This window comes from Frigoribacterium sp. CFBP 13712, assembly GCF_014842255.1.
In the GTDB taxonomy this organism is placed as follows: domain Bacteria; phylum Actinomycetota; class Actinomycetes; order Actinomycetales; family Microbacteriaceae; genus Frigoribacterium.
In genome coordinates this window covers 384,012-398,722 of record NZ_JACYVH010000003.1, presented here as the reverse complement: position 1 = coordinate 398,722, position 14,711 = coordinate 384,012, and the positions used below count along the sequence as shown (strand labels likewise).

The following is a 14,711-nucleotide window of genomic DNA, read 5'->3' as shown; positions in this document are numbered from 1 at the left end:
CCGGGCGAGTTCCCAGCCGCTGCACGGGAGGGGTGCAGGCAGCGCGCGGCGGCGCCGGACGGCGCCGACGAGGTCAGGCGAGCGCGGCGGGGTCGAGGCCGTGGCGTTCGACCTCCATCGCCTGGCGGATCGTCAGCGGGTAGATGCGCGACAGCTCGGGATGCGCGGGGTCGCTCGAGATGTACGCCACGCTCTCGACGTGCTGCTCGAACGCGTTCACCTTGTCGCGGGGCGCACCCACGACGAGCTGGAACCCGAGCGACGTCAGCGCCGCGAGCGACCGCCCGGTGTACTCGTCGTCGGCCTTGACGAACCCCTCGTCGAGCACGATCGGCGCGTAGGTCGGCACCCGGTCGGTGCCGTCGCCGAGCCGGAAGCGGAGGGCCGCGCCGAGCACGAACGCGATCAGCTCCTGCCCCTCGCCGCCCGACTTGCCGGCCACGCCCTCGTGCACGATCTGCGTGCCGTCGACCCGGGTCTCGATGGCGCGGAACTGGTAGTGCTCGCGCGCGTCGAGCACGCGGCGGCGCCAGGCGTCGCCGATCTTCGAGCGCTCCTCGAGGTGCGCGAGGTCGCGTCGGAGGGTGACGAACCGCCGCTCGATCTCGGCCGCGTCGCGGGGAGCACCCGCCCGATCGCCGATGTGCGTGCGCAGCGTCCGCTTGAACTCGACGAGGTCGCTATTCGACACGGGCTTCGGCTCGATGTCGAGCGTCGACCCCTGACGGAACTCGATCGCCCGAAGCGCCTGCGAGATGGGCCGCACGCCGCGACGGATGACGTGGCCGTCCTCCTCGATCTGCACGAGCAGCGCGCGCAGGCTGTCGCCCATGTCGGCGCCGGCCTTGGCCAGCCAGTCCTCCTTCGCGTTCGGCAGGGCGTCGTCGACGAGCGTGCGGTGGATCGCCTTGACCGCGTCGAGGCTGTCGATCGACGCGTCGATCCCGGCCGTGCGGTCGAGCTCGAGGTACCGCTCGAAGATCAGCACGAGGGTGTTCTCGGCCTGCGTGCGTTCGCGGTCGTGGCCGTCGATCTGCCCGCGCAGCAGCGACAGCGCCTCGCGGTGCGACCGCTCGACGTCGGCCACCTCGCGCGGCGCGGCGAACGGCAGCGGTGCGAGCAGGGCGCGCTCGTGGTCGGTGAGCGGATCGGCCCCGGTCAGGGCGTCGCTGAAGGCGTCCTCGATGTCGACCAGGGTCGAGTGCTCCGCCTCGAGTCGCGCGAGCTCGTGGTCGAGCTCGGCCAGACGACGCGTCGCCGCCGAGCGCTCGTCGTCGTGACGGCGGGCGTCGGCCTGGAGCGTGGCGAGCTCGGGCCGCTCGTCGGCGAGCCGGTCGAGCTGACCCTGCAGATCGTCGAGTCGCGCCTGAGCCGGCGCGGTGTCGATGTCCGCCCACGAGAACTCGGTCGACCGCGCGACGGCGTCGAGCACCCGGCGTCGCGCCGTCGACTCGGCCTCGGCGGTGTCCCATGCGGCGCGTGCGACGGTGAGGTCGCGTTCGAGCGACGCGATCTCGTCCGCGAGCTCGGCGACGCGGGAGCCGTTGTCGAGGCCGATCCACGAGCGAGAGCGGCGGTCGTCCTTGACGACGCGGCCCCGCGTGCCCGTGCGGAGACCGGCACGCGTCACGGCGCCCCGGGCCCCGGCGGGCAGCGAGCCGTCGAGGTCGTCGGGCCCCTCGACGCAGAGCACGCTGCGCTCGGCGACGATCTCGTCGAACAGCCAGCCGAAGAACGGGCTGCCCTCGTCGAACTGCAGCATCGCGGGCACGGTGCGCGGCACGGCGTCGTGCTCGGGCTCGACGCCGGTCGCCGCGGGCACCAGCGTGATGCGGCCGCGCATGTCGTGGTCGTTGACGAAGCGGCGCACGGCGTCGAACTGCGCGCGGTCGACCAGGAGGTGCGTGGCCAGGTCGCCGACGACCCGCTCGATCGCGACCGTCCAGTCGGTGTGCGCGGCGGCGACCTCGAACAGCTCGCCGGCGTAAGGCAGACCCGCGACGGGGATCCCGGTGCCCTCGGCGATGCGCAGTCGTCGTTCGGCCGCGTCGTCGGGCACGTTGCTGCCGCGCAGCTCGAACGAGCGGCGCTGCGCCTCGCGGGCCGACAGGGCGCGCTTGGTCTCGCCGATGCGGGCGGCGAGCTCGCCGCGGACGTCGTCCGCGGCGGCCCGGGCGGCCGCGTCCTCGTCGGCGAGTCGCTCGGCACGCTGCCGCAGCGCGACGAGCTGCTTCTCGGACGTCGGCACCGACTCGCCCGTGCCGTCGAGGGCCGTCGCGAAGCGCCGCCGTTCGCGCTGGACCACGGCGAGGTCGCGCTCGGCGGTCGCCACGAGCTGACGGAGCGACTGGGAGGGGTCGCCGCCGAGATCGCCGATGCGGGCCAGAGCCTGCTCACGGGCACGGAACGCGGCGGTGTCGTCGTCGGCCGCGCGCCTCCTCGCCTCGGACAGGGCGCGCTTCTCGGTCGTGACCCGGTCGACCTCACCGCTGACCCAGCTGCCGACCTTCTCGGCCAGCCAGACGCGCAGTCGGCTCGGGCCGTGGCGCTCGTCGACGAGGCGGCGCTTCTCGGTCGCGTCGTGGCCGGCGATCTCGTAGCGGTCGGCCAGCGCGGGCACCGGCTCGAGCACGCCGAGCTTCTTGCGCGTCGTCTCGAAGACGTCGTAGAGCGCCGAGGCCTCGCGGTACGTGCCGAGCGTGGTCTCCCAGCGCGAGAGCGCCTTGGGCTGCGTGAGCACGAACGACTTGAACAGCTCGTCGATCGAGAAGACGCCCTTCGACGCCTGCGCACGGCGCAGCAGCGTCAGCGCCTTCAGCTGCGACTCGTCGCTGCCGCCGATCCCGAGCTCGCCGCACAGCTGCACGCGGAACTCGGGCTGCGAGTACGTGACGAGATCGCGGACGGGGTCGAGGAGGCGCGCGAGGGAGCCCTTCGTCAGTGGACTCGAGCTGCTCGCATCGCGCTTGACCTCGGTCAGCCGGCTGAGATCGAAGGGCCCGCGGACGAGCAGGTAGACGCTGGCCTGCGTCACGTCGTCCTGGCTGGAGGTGTCGGTGCCGATCCAGGCGAGACGCACCGCGGTGAGGGTCTGCCCGAGCTCGGTCGCGTACGTGATGGCGGCGCCGCTCGCGAACGCCTCGCCCAGCGGACGGAGGAACCGCGTCGTCGTTCGATCGGACGCCGCGTCGCGCACCTCGTCGGTCTTGCCGCGCGCGTAGCTGTAGACGGTGCGCTCGGAGCGCTGACGGCTGTCGTCGCGCGCGGCCCGGTTGAACTCCTGCGGGTTCGGCATGATCACCGCGGCCATCGCGTCGAGCACCGTCGACTTGCCGCGCCCGGTCGGCCCGAGGATCGCGATGCCGCCACGCCCCACCGGCATGCGGTGCAGCCCCGAATAGCTGCCCCAGTTCAGCAGCTGCACCTGCTCGATGCGGTACTGACCCGAGTGGAACATGCCGAGGTCGGGTGCCGCGGCGTGGTCCGCCGTGTCGGTCGCCGCGGCGGCGTCGGCGGCGGCGGGAGCCGAGGAGGCGGTGGTCGCGTCGGCGGGGATCATGCCTGGTCTGCTTCCGGGTCGAGGGGGAGATCGAGGGCGACGGCGGTCGGGTCGGGTCGGGGCTCGGCGGCCTGATCGGGGTCGGCCTCGGCGTCCGCGTCGAGGTCGGAGTCGTCGTCGCCGTCGCCGTCGGGCTCCGAGTCGTCGTCGACCGGTCCGTCGGCGTCGGCTCCCGCCTCCTCCACGGCGTCGAGCGTGCTCGCGTCGGCGGGCGCATCGGCCCCCGCCGCCTCGAGGAACACGCGCTCGAGGTGAGCCAGCTGCTCGGCCGTGATCAGCGGCACGATCGCGGGGGCGACGACGAAGAGGGCGGGGTCGTCGGGCTCCGGTTCGAGGAGGTCGCGCGACACCATGGCGGCGAGGGCCGCGTCGACGCGACGCATCGAGCGGATCTCGTCGTGCGCGGTGTCGTCGTGGTACCGGCCGAGGAACTCCGCGACCTGATCGCGCGACACCACGACCGATTCGTCGTGCGCGTCGCTGAACGCGTGCTCGCGCCGCAGGAAGACCATCAGCAGCGACGCGTCGCGCGACAGCGGCTTCTCGCGTCGCAGCAGGATGGGCACGTCGTCCTGGCCGCTCTGCCGCTTGAACGCGACCTCGTACTCGTGGTCGACGACCAGCACGAGGAACATCTCGTCGAGCCGGGCCCGGATCTCGGGCTCGTACGCGAGCAGCGCGGCCCACGCCTCGCCCTGCCGGGCCCGCGAGATAAAGCGGTGGGTCAGCAGCGTGACCAGCGCCTTGCGACCGGCCAGCGGCAGCTCGTCGCGGAGCCCGCTCGACGGGTCGGTAGCAGCGCCGTCCGCGTCCGTCGTGCCGTCCGGATCGGCGCTGTCCGGATCGGCGCCGTCCGGCTCGGCGCCGTTCGGATCGATGCTGCCGAGGACGGTGCCGACTGCCTCGGTGCTGACGTCGTCGATCGGGTCGGGGGTCATACGGTGTCTCTCTCGGGCTGCGGGGTCGGGGCGGAGGCGTCGTCGCCGGGGGCGGGGGCGTCGTCGCCCGGTGCGGGCTGTCGGCGGAAGACGAGCCGGGGGAGGACGACGCGACGACCCGCGCCTCCTCGACCCGCGCCTCCTGGGCTGCTGCCTCCTGGTGCGGCCGGTTCGCCGGCGGTCAGGGTGACGGTCTCGGTGGTCTCGTCGACCACGCCGCGGTCGATGGCGAGGTCGAGCATGCTCAGCACGAGGCCGAGTCGGCGGAACTCGGGGTCGGTGGCCTCGTACAGCTCGGCGCTCGTGACGGTCTCGTGCTCGTCGAGCAGGCGGTCGAGGGTGGCCGCGACGGCGGCGGTGCTCGTGCCCGAGCTGATGCGGAGCGCGGCGCGGTCGGCGGCGGGCAGCGTGGCGTCGCCCTCGGTCACCTGCACGTCGACGGTCGGGCGCCCCCGGTCGCTGTGCAGCTGCGCCTGGCTGATGTCGACCACGTCGAGCGCGCCGAGCCCGAGCACGTCGACGGGCAGCACGGCCGGGCCCGGTCGTCGCTCGGCCCAGACGCCGCCGGCGTGCAGCGCACGTTCGGCGAGGGTGAGGAGGCGCTGGTGACGCTCGGTCGACGAGCGGCTGAGGAACCGGCGGAGCGACGACGTCCAGCGCCCGTAGGTCTCTTGCACCGACTGCTCTTCGGCGAGCAGCGACGAGATCAGCGACTCGAGCTGCGTCCGCTGCCGATCGGTCAGATGCTCGGCCGCGGCGGGGTGATCGAGGATCAGCTCGATGTCGGCGCGCATCACGTCGATCTCACGCGACGACAGCATCTGCGCGAAACCGCGGTAGGCCCTGCCCTCGGGGGTCTGCTCGAGCAGATCGTTCTCACGGAGGTACTGCTCGACGAGCGCGCCCTTGCCGACGTGCTCGACCGTCGCCCGGCGCGCGACCTCGCGGTGCCGCTGCTCGACCATGCTGCTCAGCTGCCGGAAGTCCTCGGGCAGCGACGCCGTCAGCCGCACCACCTCGCGCACCTGCCGCTTGAGGACGTCGGGGCTGACCGGTTCGGTGCCATGCTGCTCGATGCGATCGCGGCGACGCTGCAGCTCGGCGATCTGCTCGTCGATCCGAGCGGTCTGCGCCTCGCGGCTCGGGTCGGCGAGACCGGCGAGCTGACCGACGGCGTGGGCGATGCTGCCGAGTCTCGCCTCGCTCACCGCGTTGTCCTGCTCGACCAGCTCGCGCACGATCCGCAGCGCCTTGAGCGCGTGGGGCGAGAGCCGGTACTGCGCGCGAGCCTCGCCGCGCGGGGGCGGGCTCGAGGCGCGCGTCGGGGCCGACCCCGCCGCCGCGCCGCTCGGGTGCGCGGCGCCGAGCGCGCCCCAACCGTCGGCCGCGGGGGAGGTGCCGGTCGTCGTGCTGCTCGGGCCGCCGTGGCGTGCCCCGTCGTCGTCCGCCGAGGAGGCGCGGGTGCGGATCAGCCACCGGCTGTCGACCCAGCTCCGGCAGTAGTCGGCCGGGGTGGTGCGGGTCTCGGGGGCGGGCGTCGCCCCGGAGTCGCCGACCCGCGCCTCCTCGGCTCCGGCCCGGACGGGCGCGGTCTCGGCGGGCGCTGTCTGATGCGGCGCTGTCTGATCGAGCGCGTTCAGCTCGAGGGCCTGCGCGACCTGCTGGTGGAACCAGTCGGCCGAGACGGGCCCCTCGGCGTGCTCGAGGTGACGGGAGAAGAGCGGGAGCATCCAGCGGCTGTTGTAGCTGCGGAGCAGGGCCCACGTGGGGTCGTCCTCGTGCGCGACGCGCACGTCGTCACGGCTCAGGGCGTCGTCGGGCCCTGACGATTCGTTCACCAAGCGGACCTCCGGCAGTCGTCGGACGAGGATACCAACTGGCGCGTTCCGCCCTGCGACGGAAGCGCCGACGGTGGTCCGGGGCCAGACTGAGCGGATGCGGAGCGGTCTGAGACGATGCGTCGCGGGGTCCGTCGTCGCGGCGGTCGTCCTCGCCGGGGCCGGGTGCGCCGACTCCGCCGAACTGGGCCAGCGCTTCGAGTCGTCGATGGCGGGCGTCGACGGCATCGTCGAGATCGAGACCGGCGGCATCGACTACCCCCTGGGCAGTGCCACGGCCCAGGCCACGGTCGTGGTCGAGAGCGATCTCGGCGACGACGACCTCGCCGCCGTGGCCGAGCGGATCAGGCCGTTCGTGGCCCGCGAGGTCGGCGACGAGTGGCAGTACGTCGACGTGCGCCGGGGCGCCGTCACCTTCGAGGTGCTGGCCGACGAGGCCGACACGGCGGCCCAGCTCGACCTCGCCCGCCGGGTCGCCGACGACTCGGTCTTCGCCGAGGCGTCCCTCGGCACGCACGAGTTCGGTGCGACGACGAGCGACTCGGAAGCGCCGCGGCGGGGGTTCGGGATCACGGTGATCCCCTCGGCGTCGTCGGACGTCCTCACGGCGTGGCAGCGGGCGCGCTCTCTCCGGGATGCGGAACCGCAGCTGGCCGAGGTCGACGTGTCCGCCTGGAGCCAGGACTCGCGCCGGTTCATCACCGAGAACGTCAGCGGGTTCCCCTCGGCGCTCGACGACCCCGCGACGTCCGACGTCGTCCTCGACGCCGCCGAGCAGGCGGATCTGCTCGCCGCGGTGGGGGACGACGACCTCGGTGCGGGGCGGGTCCTCGTCCTGCCGGAGGGCATCAGGGTCGACCTGAAGCAGCCGACCGTCACAGGGCAGCAGCCACCGGACGAGGTGGCCGAGGCGTCCGGCCGTGCCGAGCGGATCGCGAGCGCCCTCGCGGCGACGTCCGGCGTCTCGGGCACGACCATCGCCACCGTCTCGTCGCCCGACGAGTCGCGCGAGGTGGACGGCGACCTGTCCGACGCCGAGTCGGTCGTGGACGCCGTCGACTCCGACGCGGTGACCTACTCGGCCATCAGCGCCCGGTCCGTCGGGGTGCGGACGGTGCGGCCCGATCAGGTCGTGCCCGCCCTGCGGGCCATCGGCGGGTCGGCGGACCTGTCGCGTCTGGATGTCGTCCGCGTCTCGCCTGACCGGTCGGACCCCCGCGGCCTCGCGTTCTCGAGCGACCCCGCGACCCTCGAGGTGCTCGTCTCCGTCGCGGACGCGGTGACGGCCTCACCCCGGATCGAGGGCGTGTCCGTCGCGAGCACGGAGGCGAGGGTGGACGTCGTGCTGGGCGACGCCGTGACCGAAGGGTCGCTCGACGACGTGGTCGCCGCGGTGCAGGCGGCGCCGCGCGGCACCGTCGTGGCGTTCCGTCGCGACGTCCGGGAGCCGGTCGACCTCGCCGTCGAGACGGTCGGTGACGAGGCCGTGGCCGACTGCTCCGCGCTCGAGACCGACGATCAGCGCCTCTGCGAGGTGGTGCGCGCGGCCTGGGCGGAGTAGCCCCGCGTCGGGTGGGTGTGCCCATCGTCACGCGCCGACATCTGCAGGATCGCCGGAGGCGCGTGGTGCAGTCTCGGGGGATGACCGCTTCCGCAGACGTCGCCGACCCGACGCCCGTCGTCCACATCCTGCACGACAACGCCGAGTGGCTCCCTCCGCTCGTCGCCGCCCTCGACGCGGCGGGGGTGCCGCATCGCGAGCACCTGCTCGACGGGAGCTCGTTCGATCTGTCCGCCGAGCCTCCTGCCGGGGTGTTCTGGTCGCGCCTCAGCGGGTCCGCCCACACGCGAGGCCGGGCGACGGCCAAGGAGGTGGCCCGAGCGACGCTCCGCTGGGCCGAGCGCCACGGACGCCGGACGATCAACGGCAGCGGCGTCGTCGAGCTCGAGGTGAGCAAGGTCGCGCAGTACCTGGCGCTCGGGCAGGCCGGTTTCGACGTTCCGGCCACCACCGCCGTGTTCGGCACCGCCGACCTCAAGGCCCGGGCGCGCGAGCAGAAGCTGCCGTTCATCACCAAGCACAACCAGGGCGGCAAGGGTCTCGGGGTGCGTCGCTTCGACGACCTCGAGTCGTTCGACGCCTACGTCGACGGCCCCGACTTCGAGGTGCCGGTCGACGGGATCACGCTGCTGCAGGAGTTCCTGCAGGCCGAGGAGCCCTTCAACACCCGCGTCGAGTTCGTCGGCGGGCGCTTCGTCTACGCCGTGCGGGTCGACACCTCGGCGGGCAGCTTCGAGCTGTGCCCCGCCGACGCGTGCGTCGTGCCCGACGGCGCCGACCCCACCACGTTCGCACCCTTCGCCGTCCGATCGTCGGTGACCGCGTCGCACCCTCTCGTGCAGCGGCTCGAGGCCTTCCTGGATCAGCAGGGCATCGAGGTCGCGGGGATCGAGTTCATCGAGACCGCCGACGGCCGCGTCGTGCCGTACGACGTCAACACGAACACCAACTACAACCCCGACGTCGAGCGGTCGTCGAGCGTGTCGGCCGCGGCGACGCTCGCCGGTTGGCTCGGCTGGGTGCTCTCGAGCGAGGGGTAGCGCGCGCCGGTCCCCCTTCGGAGGCGTTCGCCCGGGCCGAGGAGGCGCGGGGCCGGGGAGCCGAGGAGGCGCGGGCCGGGGAGGCGCGGGTCGACGATCGATGTCGGGGGTCGGCGTTAGCGTGTGCAGCACGGGCCGACGACCGTGCGGACCGTGAATCGAAAGGCGACGCCATCTACCTCGACGACGACACCGTGGTCACGAGCCCGTCCGACCTCAGCACGTGGGCCGCGTGCGAGTGGGCGTTCCTCCGACGCCTCGACGCCAGGCTCGGGCGCATCCCGGCGGTGCCCGAGGTGGCCGACGCCATGCTCGACCGCACGGCCCGACTGGGCGACGACCACGAGATCCGGTTCCTCGAACGGCTGCGCGAGACGCACCGGGTCGTCGAGTTCGAGCGCCCTGAGCGCGCGGGGTACCCGGCCGCCGCGGCGGCCGCCGAGCAGGCCATGCGCGACGGCGTGCCGGTGCTCTATCAGGCGACGTTCTTCGACGGCTCGTTCATCGGGTTCTCCGACTTCCTGCTCCGCACCGACGACGGCGCCTACGAGGTCTACGACACCAAGCTCGCCCGACACGCCAAGATCCCCGCCCTCCTGCAGCTGGCCGCCTACGCCGAGCAGATCGCCGCGCTCGGTCTCCGCGTCGGGCCGCAGGTGCACCTCGTGCTCGGCGACGGCACGACCTCCAGTCACGCTCTCGCCGACATCGCACCGGTGTACCGCGCGCAGCGCGACCGGCTGAGGTCGGTCGTCGACCGTCGCCTGCACGCCGAGGCCCCGCTGGCCTGGGGCGCCCCCGGGGTCGTCGCCTGCGGCCGCTGCGGACAGTGTTCGGTGCAGGTCGACGAGCACCGCGACCTCGTGCTCGTCGCCGGGCTCAGTCTCGGTCAGCGGTCGGCGCTGCTCGCGGCGGGCATCGCGAGCATCGACGACCTGGCTGCGAGCACCGGGCCCGTCGCCGGCGTGGGCGGTGCCGCCCTCGCGCGCCTCCGCGGTCAGGCCCGGCTCCAGATCGACAGCGCCGGGGCCTCCCTGCCCAAGGTGCGCGTCATCGACCCGGGTGCGCTGGCGGCCATCCCCGCCCCCGACCCCGGCGACATCTTCTTCGACTTCGAGGGCGACCCGCTCTACACCGAGGGCGACTCGTCGGTGTGGGGGCTCGACTACCTGTTCGGGCTGGTCGACGACCGGTCGCGCTTCACGGCGTTCTGGGCGCACGACCTCCGACAAGAGCGCCGTGCTCTGATGGACTTCCTCGCGTTCGTCCGCGAACGGCGGGCGGCCCACCCGGGCATGCACATCTACCACTACGCGTCGTACGAGCGCAGTCACCTGCTGTCGCTCGCCGCCCGGCACGGCGTCGGAGAAGACGACGTCGACGATCTGCTGCGGGCGGGGGTGCTGGTCGACCTGTACCCGATCGTCCGCAAGGCGCTCCTCGTGGGGTCGCGCAGCTACTCGATCAAGAAGCTCGAGCCGCTCTACATGGGCGCCGAGCACCGCGACGGCGACGGGGTGGTCTCGGCCGTCGACAGCATCGGTGCGTACGTCGAGGCGGCGGCCGCCCTCCGTGCCGGAGACCCCACCGGTCAGACGCGTCTCGACCAGGTCGCCGACTACAACGAGTACGACTGCCGATCGACCCTCCGTCTGCGCGACTGGCTGCTGACGATGCTCCCCGCCGACACCGTCAGCGACGACACCGTGGCCCTCGTCGACGACGAGCGAGTCCGGGCCGAGCCCGACCCGGTCTTCGTCGAGCTCACGGCGCAGCTGGCCGACGTCGATCCCCTCGACCGCACGCCCGATCAGACCGCCCTCGCCCTGGCGGCCGCGGCCATCGACTACCACCGCCGCGAGGCCAAGACCTTCTGGCAAGAGCACTTCGATCGTCTGCGCGAACCGCTCGACGAGTGGGCAGACACCCGCGACGTGTTCGTCGTCGAGCACGCCGAGGTCGTCCGCGACTGGGGGAAGCCGCCGCGCAAGCGGACCCTCTCGAGAGACCTCCGCCTCGTCGGGTCGCTCGCCCCGGGCAGTCGGTCGCCTCTGGGCTCCACGCCCATGGCCGTCTACGACACGCCTCTGCCTCCCTCGGCGAATCGGGCGGGCCCGGGCTCCCGCGGCTGGGCCGCTCGGGCCACGGTCGTCGACGCCGACCCGGGCGCCGACGACGTCGTGCTGCTCGTCACCGAGACCGTCCCCACGGGTGCCGAGCCCCACGAGTCGTTCCCGGTGGCGCTGACCCCCGCCGCACCTCCTCGGGCGGCCCCGCAACCGGAGGCCATCTCGGAGTGGGGGCGCCGGGTGCTCGACGATCTGCCGGGGTTCGTGCCCGACGCCGCGCTCGATCTGCTGCGCCGCGTGCCGCCCCGCGGCGGCGTCCGACCCGTCGTGGGCGACGACACGGTCGGGGCCGTGATGGGGACCCTGCTCGACCTCGACCGGTCGTATCTGGCCGTGCAGGGCCCTCCGGGCACCGGAAAGACCTACGTGGGCTCGACCGTCGTCGCCCGCCTCGTCCGCGAGCACGGCTGGCGGGTCGGCGTCGTGGGGCAGTCGCACGCCGTGGTCGAGAACTTCCTGGCGGCCGTCGTCGGCAAGGGAGTCGACGCCGAGAGGGTCGTCAAGGTGCCGAAGAAGGGCACCAGCTCGGAGGCCCTCGAGGCCTCGGCGTGGACGCCCGTCGCGAACGGCGCGGGTCTCGCCGCGTTCCTGTCCGGGCCGGGTGAGACCGGGGGCGTCGTCGGCGGCACCGCCTGGACCTTCGCCAACGCCGATCACATCGCGCGAGGCTCGCTCGACCTCCTGGTCGTCGACGAGGCCGGGCAGTTCTCGCTGGCCCCCACGATCGCGTCATCGCTGGCGGCTCAGCGCCTGCTGCTGCTCGGCGACCCGCAGCAGCTGCCGCAGGTCAGCCAGGGCTCGCACCCCGAACCCGTCGACCAGTCGGCGCTCGGCTGGCTCGCCGACGGACACGACGTGCTCCCGGCCGAGCTCGGATACTTCCTGTCGCGCACCTACCGGATGCACCCGGCGCTCACGGCCCCGGTCTCCCGGCTGTCGTACGACGGCGCCCTCGAGTCGAGGGCGCCCGAACGGCGGCTCGAGGGCATCGCGCCCGGTCTGCACGTCGAGCCGGTGGCCCATCACGGCAACACCACCTCGTCCGCCGAAGAGGCCGAGCGCGTCGTCGCGATCGCCACCGACATGGTGGGGCGCACCTGGACGGACGGCGACTCGACACGACTGCTGACGGCTGCGGACGTCATCGTCGTCGCCCCGTACAACGCGCAGGGGGCGCTGATCCGCGACGCTCTCGACCGGGCCGGGCTCGCCGAGACCACCGTCGGCACGGTCGACCTCTTCCAAGGTCGCGAGGCCGTCGTGGCGATCCTCTCGCTGGCGGCGTCGTCGGCGGCCGAGATCCCGCGCGGACTCGACTTCCTGCTCATGCCGAACCGGCTCAACGTCGGCATCTCGCGCGCGCAGTGGGCGGCGTACCTCGTGCACTCGCCGGCCCTGGCCGCGTCGATGCCGACGTCGATCGCCGGGTTGGGGCTGCTGTCGCGGTTCATCGACCTCGTCGCGCCTGCGTCTGCGCCTGTGTCTGTGTCTGTGTCTGCGACCGCGCCTGCGCCAGCGACCACGTCTGCGCCTCCGTCCGCGTCCGAGCCCGGGCCCGGGCTCGAGACAGCACCTTCCGGCATCGGATCGTCACCGTCTTGAGCAGGTGCGATCCGAGGCCACCGGCGTCGTCCCTCCTGAGCTGTGCGGTGCGTCCTGGCGCCCGGGTGCTGCGCCGCGCCTCCTCGGCTTCGCCCTAGGCTCGACGTATGGGGCTCTTCTCGCGCAAGAAAAACACACCCGCCGACGACACCACGACCGATCGGACCACGTCCGACCCCGCCGACGGGGTGAAGGTCGACACCGCAGACGACTCCGCACCGCAGGTGGCCCCGGCGCAGGCGCCGCCCGTCGTGAGGATCACGCGCGCTGCGCCGACCAACTCGACCGGGGCGGACCCGTCGGCCGTCCCGACCGGTGCCTCGGCCGGCACCTCGGTGCCCCCGCTGCGTGCTGCCGCGCCCGTCGTGCACACCGCGCTGCAGGAGGCGCTGACCGGTTGGAGCAAGGCGAAGAACGTCCAGACGATGTACTCCGTCGTCAAGGAGCTCGCGGCGGGCGACCTGCTGCTCGACATCGGATCGTCGACGATGGCCGACCCGAAGGTCGGACCGCAGAAGGGCGACACGATCTCGATCGCCCACCAGGTCGACAACGCCGGCAAGAAGGTGCTCCTCGCCTTCACCAGCGGCGACAGGCTCGGCTTCTACCGCAAGACCAGCGACCCCGTGTCGCTCGTCGAGGCGGCACCCGACGTCGTCGCGATGGCCGTGTCGAAGTACGACGGGCTCGTGCTCGACCCCGGATCGCCCGACACGCAGTGGATCGGCTACACCGACGAGCTCGTGCGCGGGCTCACCGAGAACCCGGCCGAGAACAGGGCCGTCAAGCAGGCCATGGCCGAGAAGCGGATCGCCTGGCCGGCCATGCTCGAGCTCGTCCGCGCGGCCCCGGCGCTCTACATCGCGTCCGTCGCGCATCGCGACGAGAGCGGCGAGATCACATCGATGGGTGTCGCGACGGTCACGTCGCACGAAGGTCAGACGTTCTCGGTGCTCCTGACGTCACCGGCCGAGGTGGGCGCCTGGGCCCCGAGCGCTGATGCGAGCGCGACCCGCTTCGACGCTGTGGCACGCGTCGCACTCGACCAGGGGCATGCGGGCATCGTCGTGAACCCCGCCGGGTCGATGCTGACGATCACGGCCGAAGAGCTGCGCGCACTCGTCGACTGACCGCGGCGCCGGACGCCCGGAGTCGAGCCCGGCCCGGGAGGGTGGGCGGTAAGTGCCCTTCGGCGGTGAGGGAGGGGCGTTTCCTGCCCAACGTCGGAGCCGGGCGCGCGAGGGTGGGCGCTTATTGCCCTTCGGTGGTGAGCGAGCGGCGTTTTCTGCCCACCGTCGGGGGTTGAGCGCGCGAGGGTGGGCGATTGGTGCCCTTCGGCGGTGAGCGAAGGGCGTTTTCTGCCCACCGTCCGAGCCGGGCGCGCGAGGGTGGGCGCATATTGCCCTTGGGTGGTGGGTGCGGGGCGTTTTCTGCCCACCGTCGGAGCCGGGCGCGCTGAGGTGGGCGGTTGGTGCCCTTGGGCGGTGGGTGAGGGGCGTTTTCTGCCCACCGTCGGAGGCGGCGCGCCCGAGGGTGGGCGGTTGTTGCCCTTCGGTGGTGGGTGAGGGGCGTTTTCTGCCCACCGTTGGATGTGCGCCGGAGGTGGGCCCGCGAGGGTGGGCGCTAGCGTCCCGGCGCAGGGGGCGCGGGGGACGCGGCGAACGCCACGGCGGACACGACCGTCAGCGTCAGCGCCCCGATGTTCAGGGGCACCAGTGGCCCGGCGAACGCGTTCACCAACCCGATCGACGTTCCGAGACCGACCACGAGCTGCCCGACGAGCAGCAACGCCGTTCCGAACGCCGAGCCGAGCAGCGCCACACGGGCCAGATCGTGCGCCCGCTGCCGTGCAGCCGCACTGTCGCCGCCGGCGCCGCCGCCGCCGTCCGACGCCGCCGAGTTCGTGGCTCGCGTCCGCAAGAACAGAACCAACGCCACGAGGCCCAGCAGCAGCGGGATGAGGCAGCCGATGGTCAGCGCGGTCTGCACGACGCCGAAGAGGGCGTCGGTGCCGGTGGCGGGGTTCATGCGGGGTTCCTCGGCG

8 protein-coding genes are annotated in these 14,711 nt (G+C 73.1%); 4 read left to right on the top strand and 4 right to left on the bottom strand.

Going from position 1 to position 14,711, the window contains the following annotated elements; all coding sequences use genetic code 11:
* Positions 1 to 73: 73 nt before the first annotated feature.
* From IFT51_RS07970 to IFT51_RS07960, 3 genes are read right to left on the bottom strand one after another with little or no spacing between them, the layout of a single operon-like run.
* A complete protein-coding gene (locus tag IFT51_RS07970) occupies positions 74 to 3,559 on the bottom strand; it encodes an ATP-binding protein (RefSeq protein WP_192060520.1) in 3,486 nt (1,161 codons plus the stop codon).
* On the bottom strand, positions 3,556 to 4,497 hold the full coding sequence (locus IFT51_RS07965) for a DUF4194 domain-containing protein (protein ID WP_192060519.1): 942 nt from the start codon (positions 4,495 to 4,497) through the stop codon (positions 3,556 to 3,558). The genes IFT51_RS07970 and IFT51_RS07965 overlap by 4 nt, the downstream gene beginning before the upstream one ends.
* Positions 4,494 to 6,335, bottom strand: coding sequence for a DUF3375 family protein (locus IFT51_RS07960; protein ID WP_192060518.1), 1,842 nt, complete (start codon positions 6,333 to 6,335; stop codon positions 4,494 to 4,496). The genes IFT51_RS07965 and IFT51_RS07960 overlap by 4 nt, the downstream gene beginning before the upstream one ends.
* Before the next feature lie 97 nt (positions 6,336 to 6,432).
* Between IFT51_RS07960 and IFT51_RS07955 the strand changes: the two genes are divergently transcribed.
* The 4 genes from IFT51_RS07955 (at position 6,433) to IFT51_RS07940 (ending at position 13,797) form a co-directional block, all read left to right on the top strand.
* Positions 6,433 to 7,896 (top strand): hypothetical protein, encoded by a 1,464-nt coding sequence (locus IFT51_RS07955; protein ID WP_192060517.1) that lies wholly within the window; start codon positions 6,433 to 6,435, stop codon positions 7,894 to 7,896.
* 80 nt (positions 7,897 to 7,976) lie between these two features.
* Positions 7,977 to 8,936: a RimK family alpha-L-glutamate ligase gene (locus IFT51_RS07950; RefSeq protein WP_192060516.1), complete on the top strand. Its 960-nt coding sequence runs from the start codon at positions 7,977 to 7,979 to the stop codon at positions 8,934 to 8,936.
* 194 nt (positions 8,937 to 9,130) lie between these two features.
* Positions 9,131 to 12,667 carry a TM0106 family RecB-like putative nuclease gene (locus IFT51_RS07945; RefSeq protein WP_371740736.1) on the top strand — a complete coding sequence of 1,179 codons (3,537 nt, stop codon included), beginning with the start codon at positions 9,131 to 9,133 and terminating at the stop codon, positions 12,665 to 12,667.
* Positions 12,668 to 12,774: 107 nt separating this feature from the next.
* The gene (locus tag IFT51_RS07940; protein WP_192060515.1) at positions 12,775 to 13,797 is read left to right on the top strand and encodes an SseB family protein; all 1,023 of its coding nucleotides are present in this window, start codon (positions 12,775 to 12,777) and stop codon (positions 13,795 to 13,797) included.
* 493 nt (positions 13,798 to 14,290) lie between these two features.
* On the opposite strand, the gene IFT51_RS07935 is transcribed toward IFT51_RS07940, so the two are convergent.
* A complete protein-coding gene (locus tag IFT51_RS07935) occupies positions 14,291 to 14,695 on the bottom strand; it encodes a hypothetical protein (RefSeq protein WP_192060514.1) in 405 nt (134 codons plus the stop codon).
* Positions 14,696 to 14,711 lie beyond the last annotated feature (16 nt).

Coding starts and splice junctions, on each gene's coding strand:
- IFT51_RS07970 (WP_192060520.1), bottom strand. CDS start 3,559: ATGATCCCCGCCGACGCGACCACCGCCTCCTCGGCTCCCGCCGCCGCC.
- IFT51_RS07965 (WP_192060519.1), bottom strand. CDS start 4,497: ATGACCCCCGACCCGATCGACGACGTCAGCACCGAGGCAGTCGGCACC.
- IFT51_RS07955 (WP_192060517.1), top strand. CDS start 6,433: ATGCGGAGCGGTCTGAGACGATGCGTCGCGGGGTCCGTCGTCGCGGCG.
- IFT51_RS07950 (WP_192060516.1), top strand. CDS start 7,977: ATGACCGCTTCCGCAGACGTCGCCGACCCGACGCCCGTCGTCCACATC.
- IFT51_RS07940 (WP_192060515.1), top strand. CDS start 12,775: ATGGGGCTCTTCTCGCGCAAGAAAAACACACCCGCCGACGACACCACG.
- IFT51_RS07935 (WP_192060514.1), bottom strand. CDS start 14,695: ATGAACCCCGCCACCGGCACCGACGCCCTCTTCGGCGTCGTGCAGACC.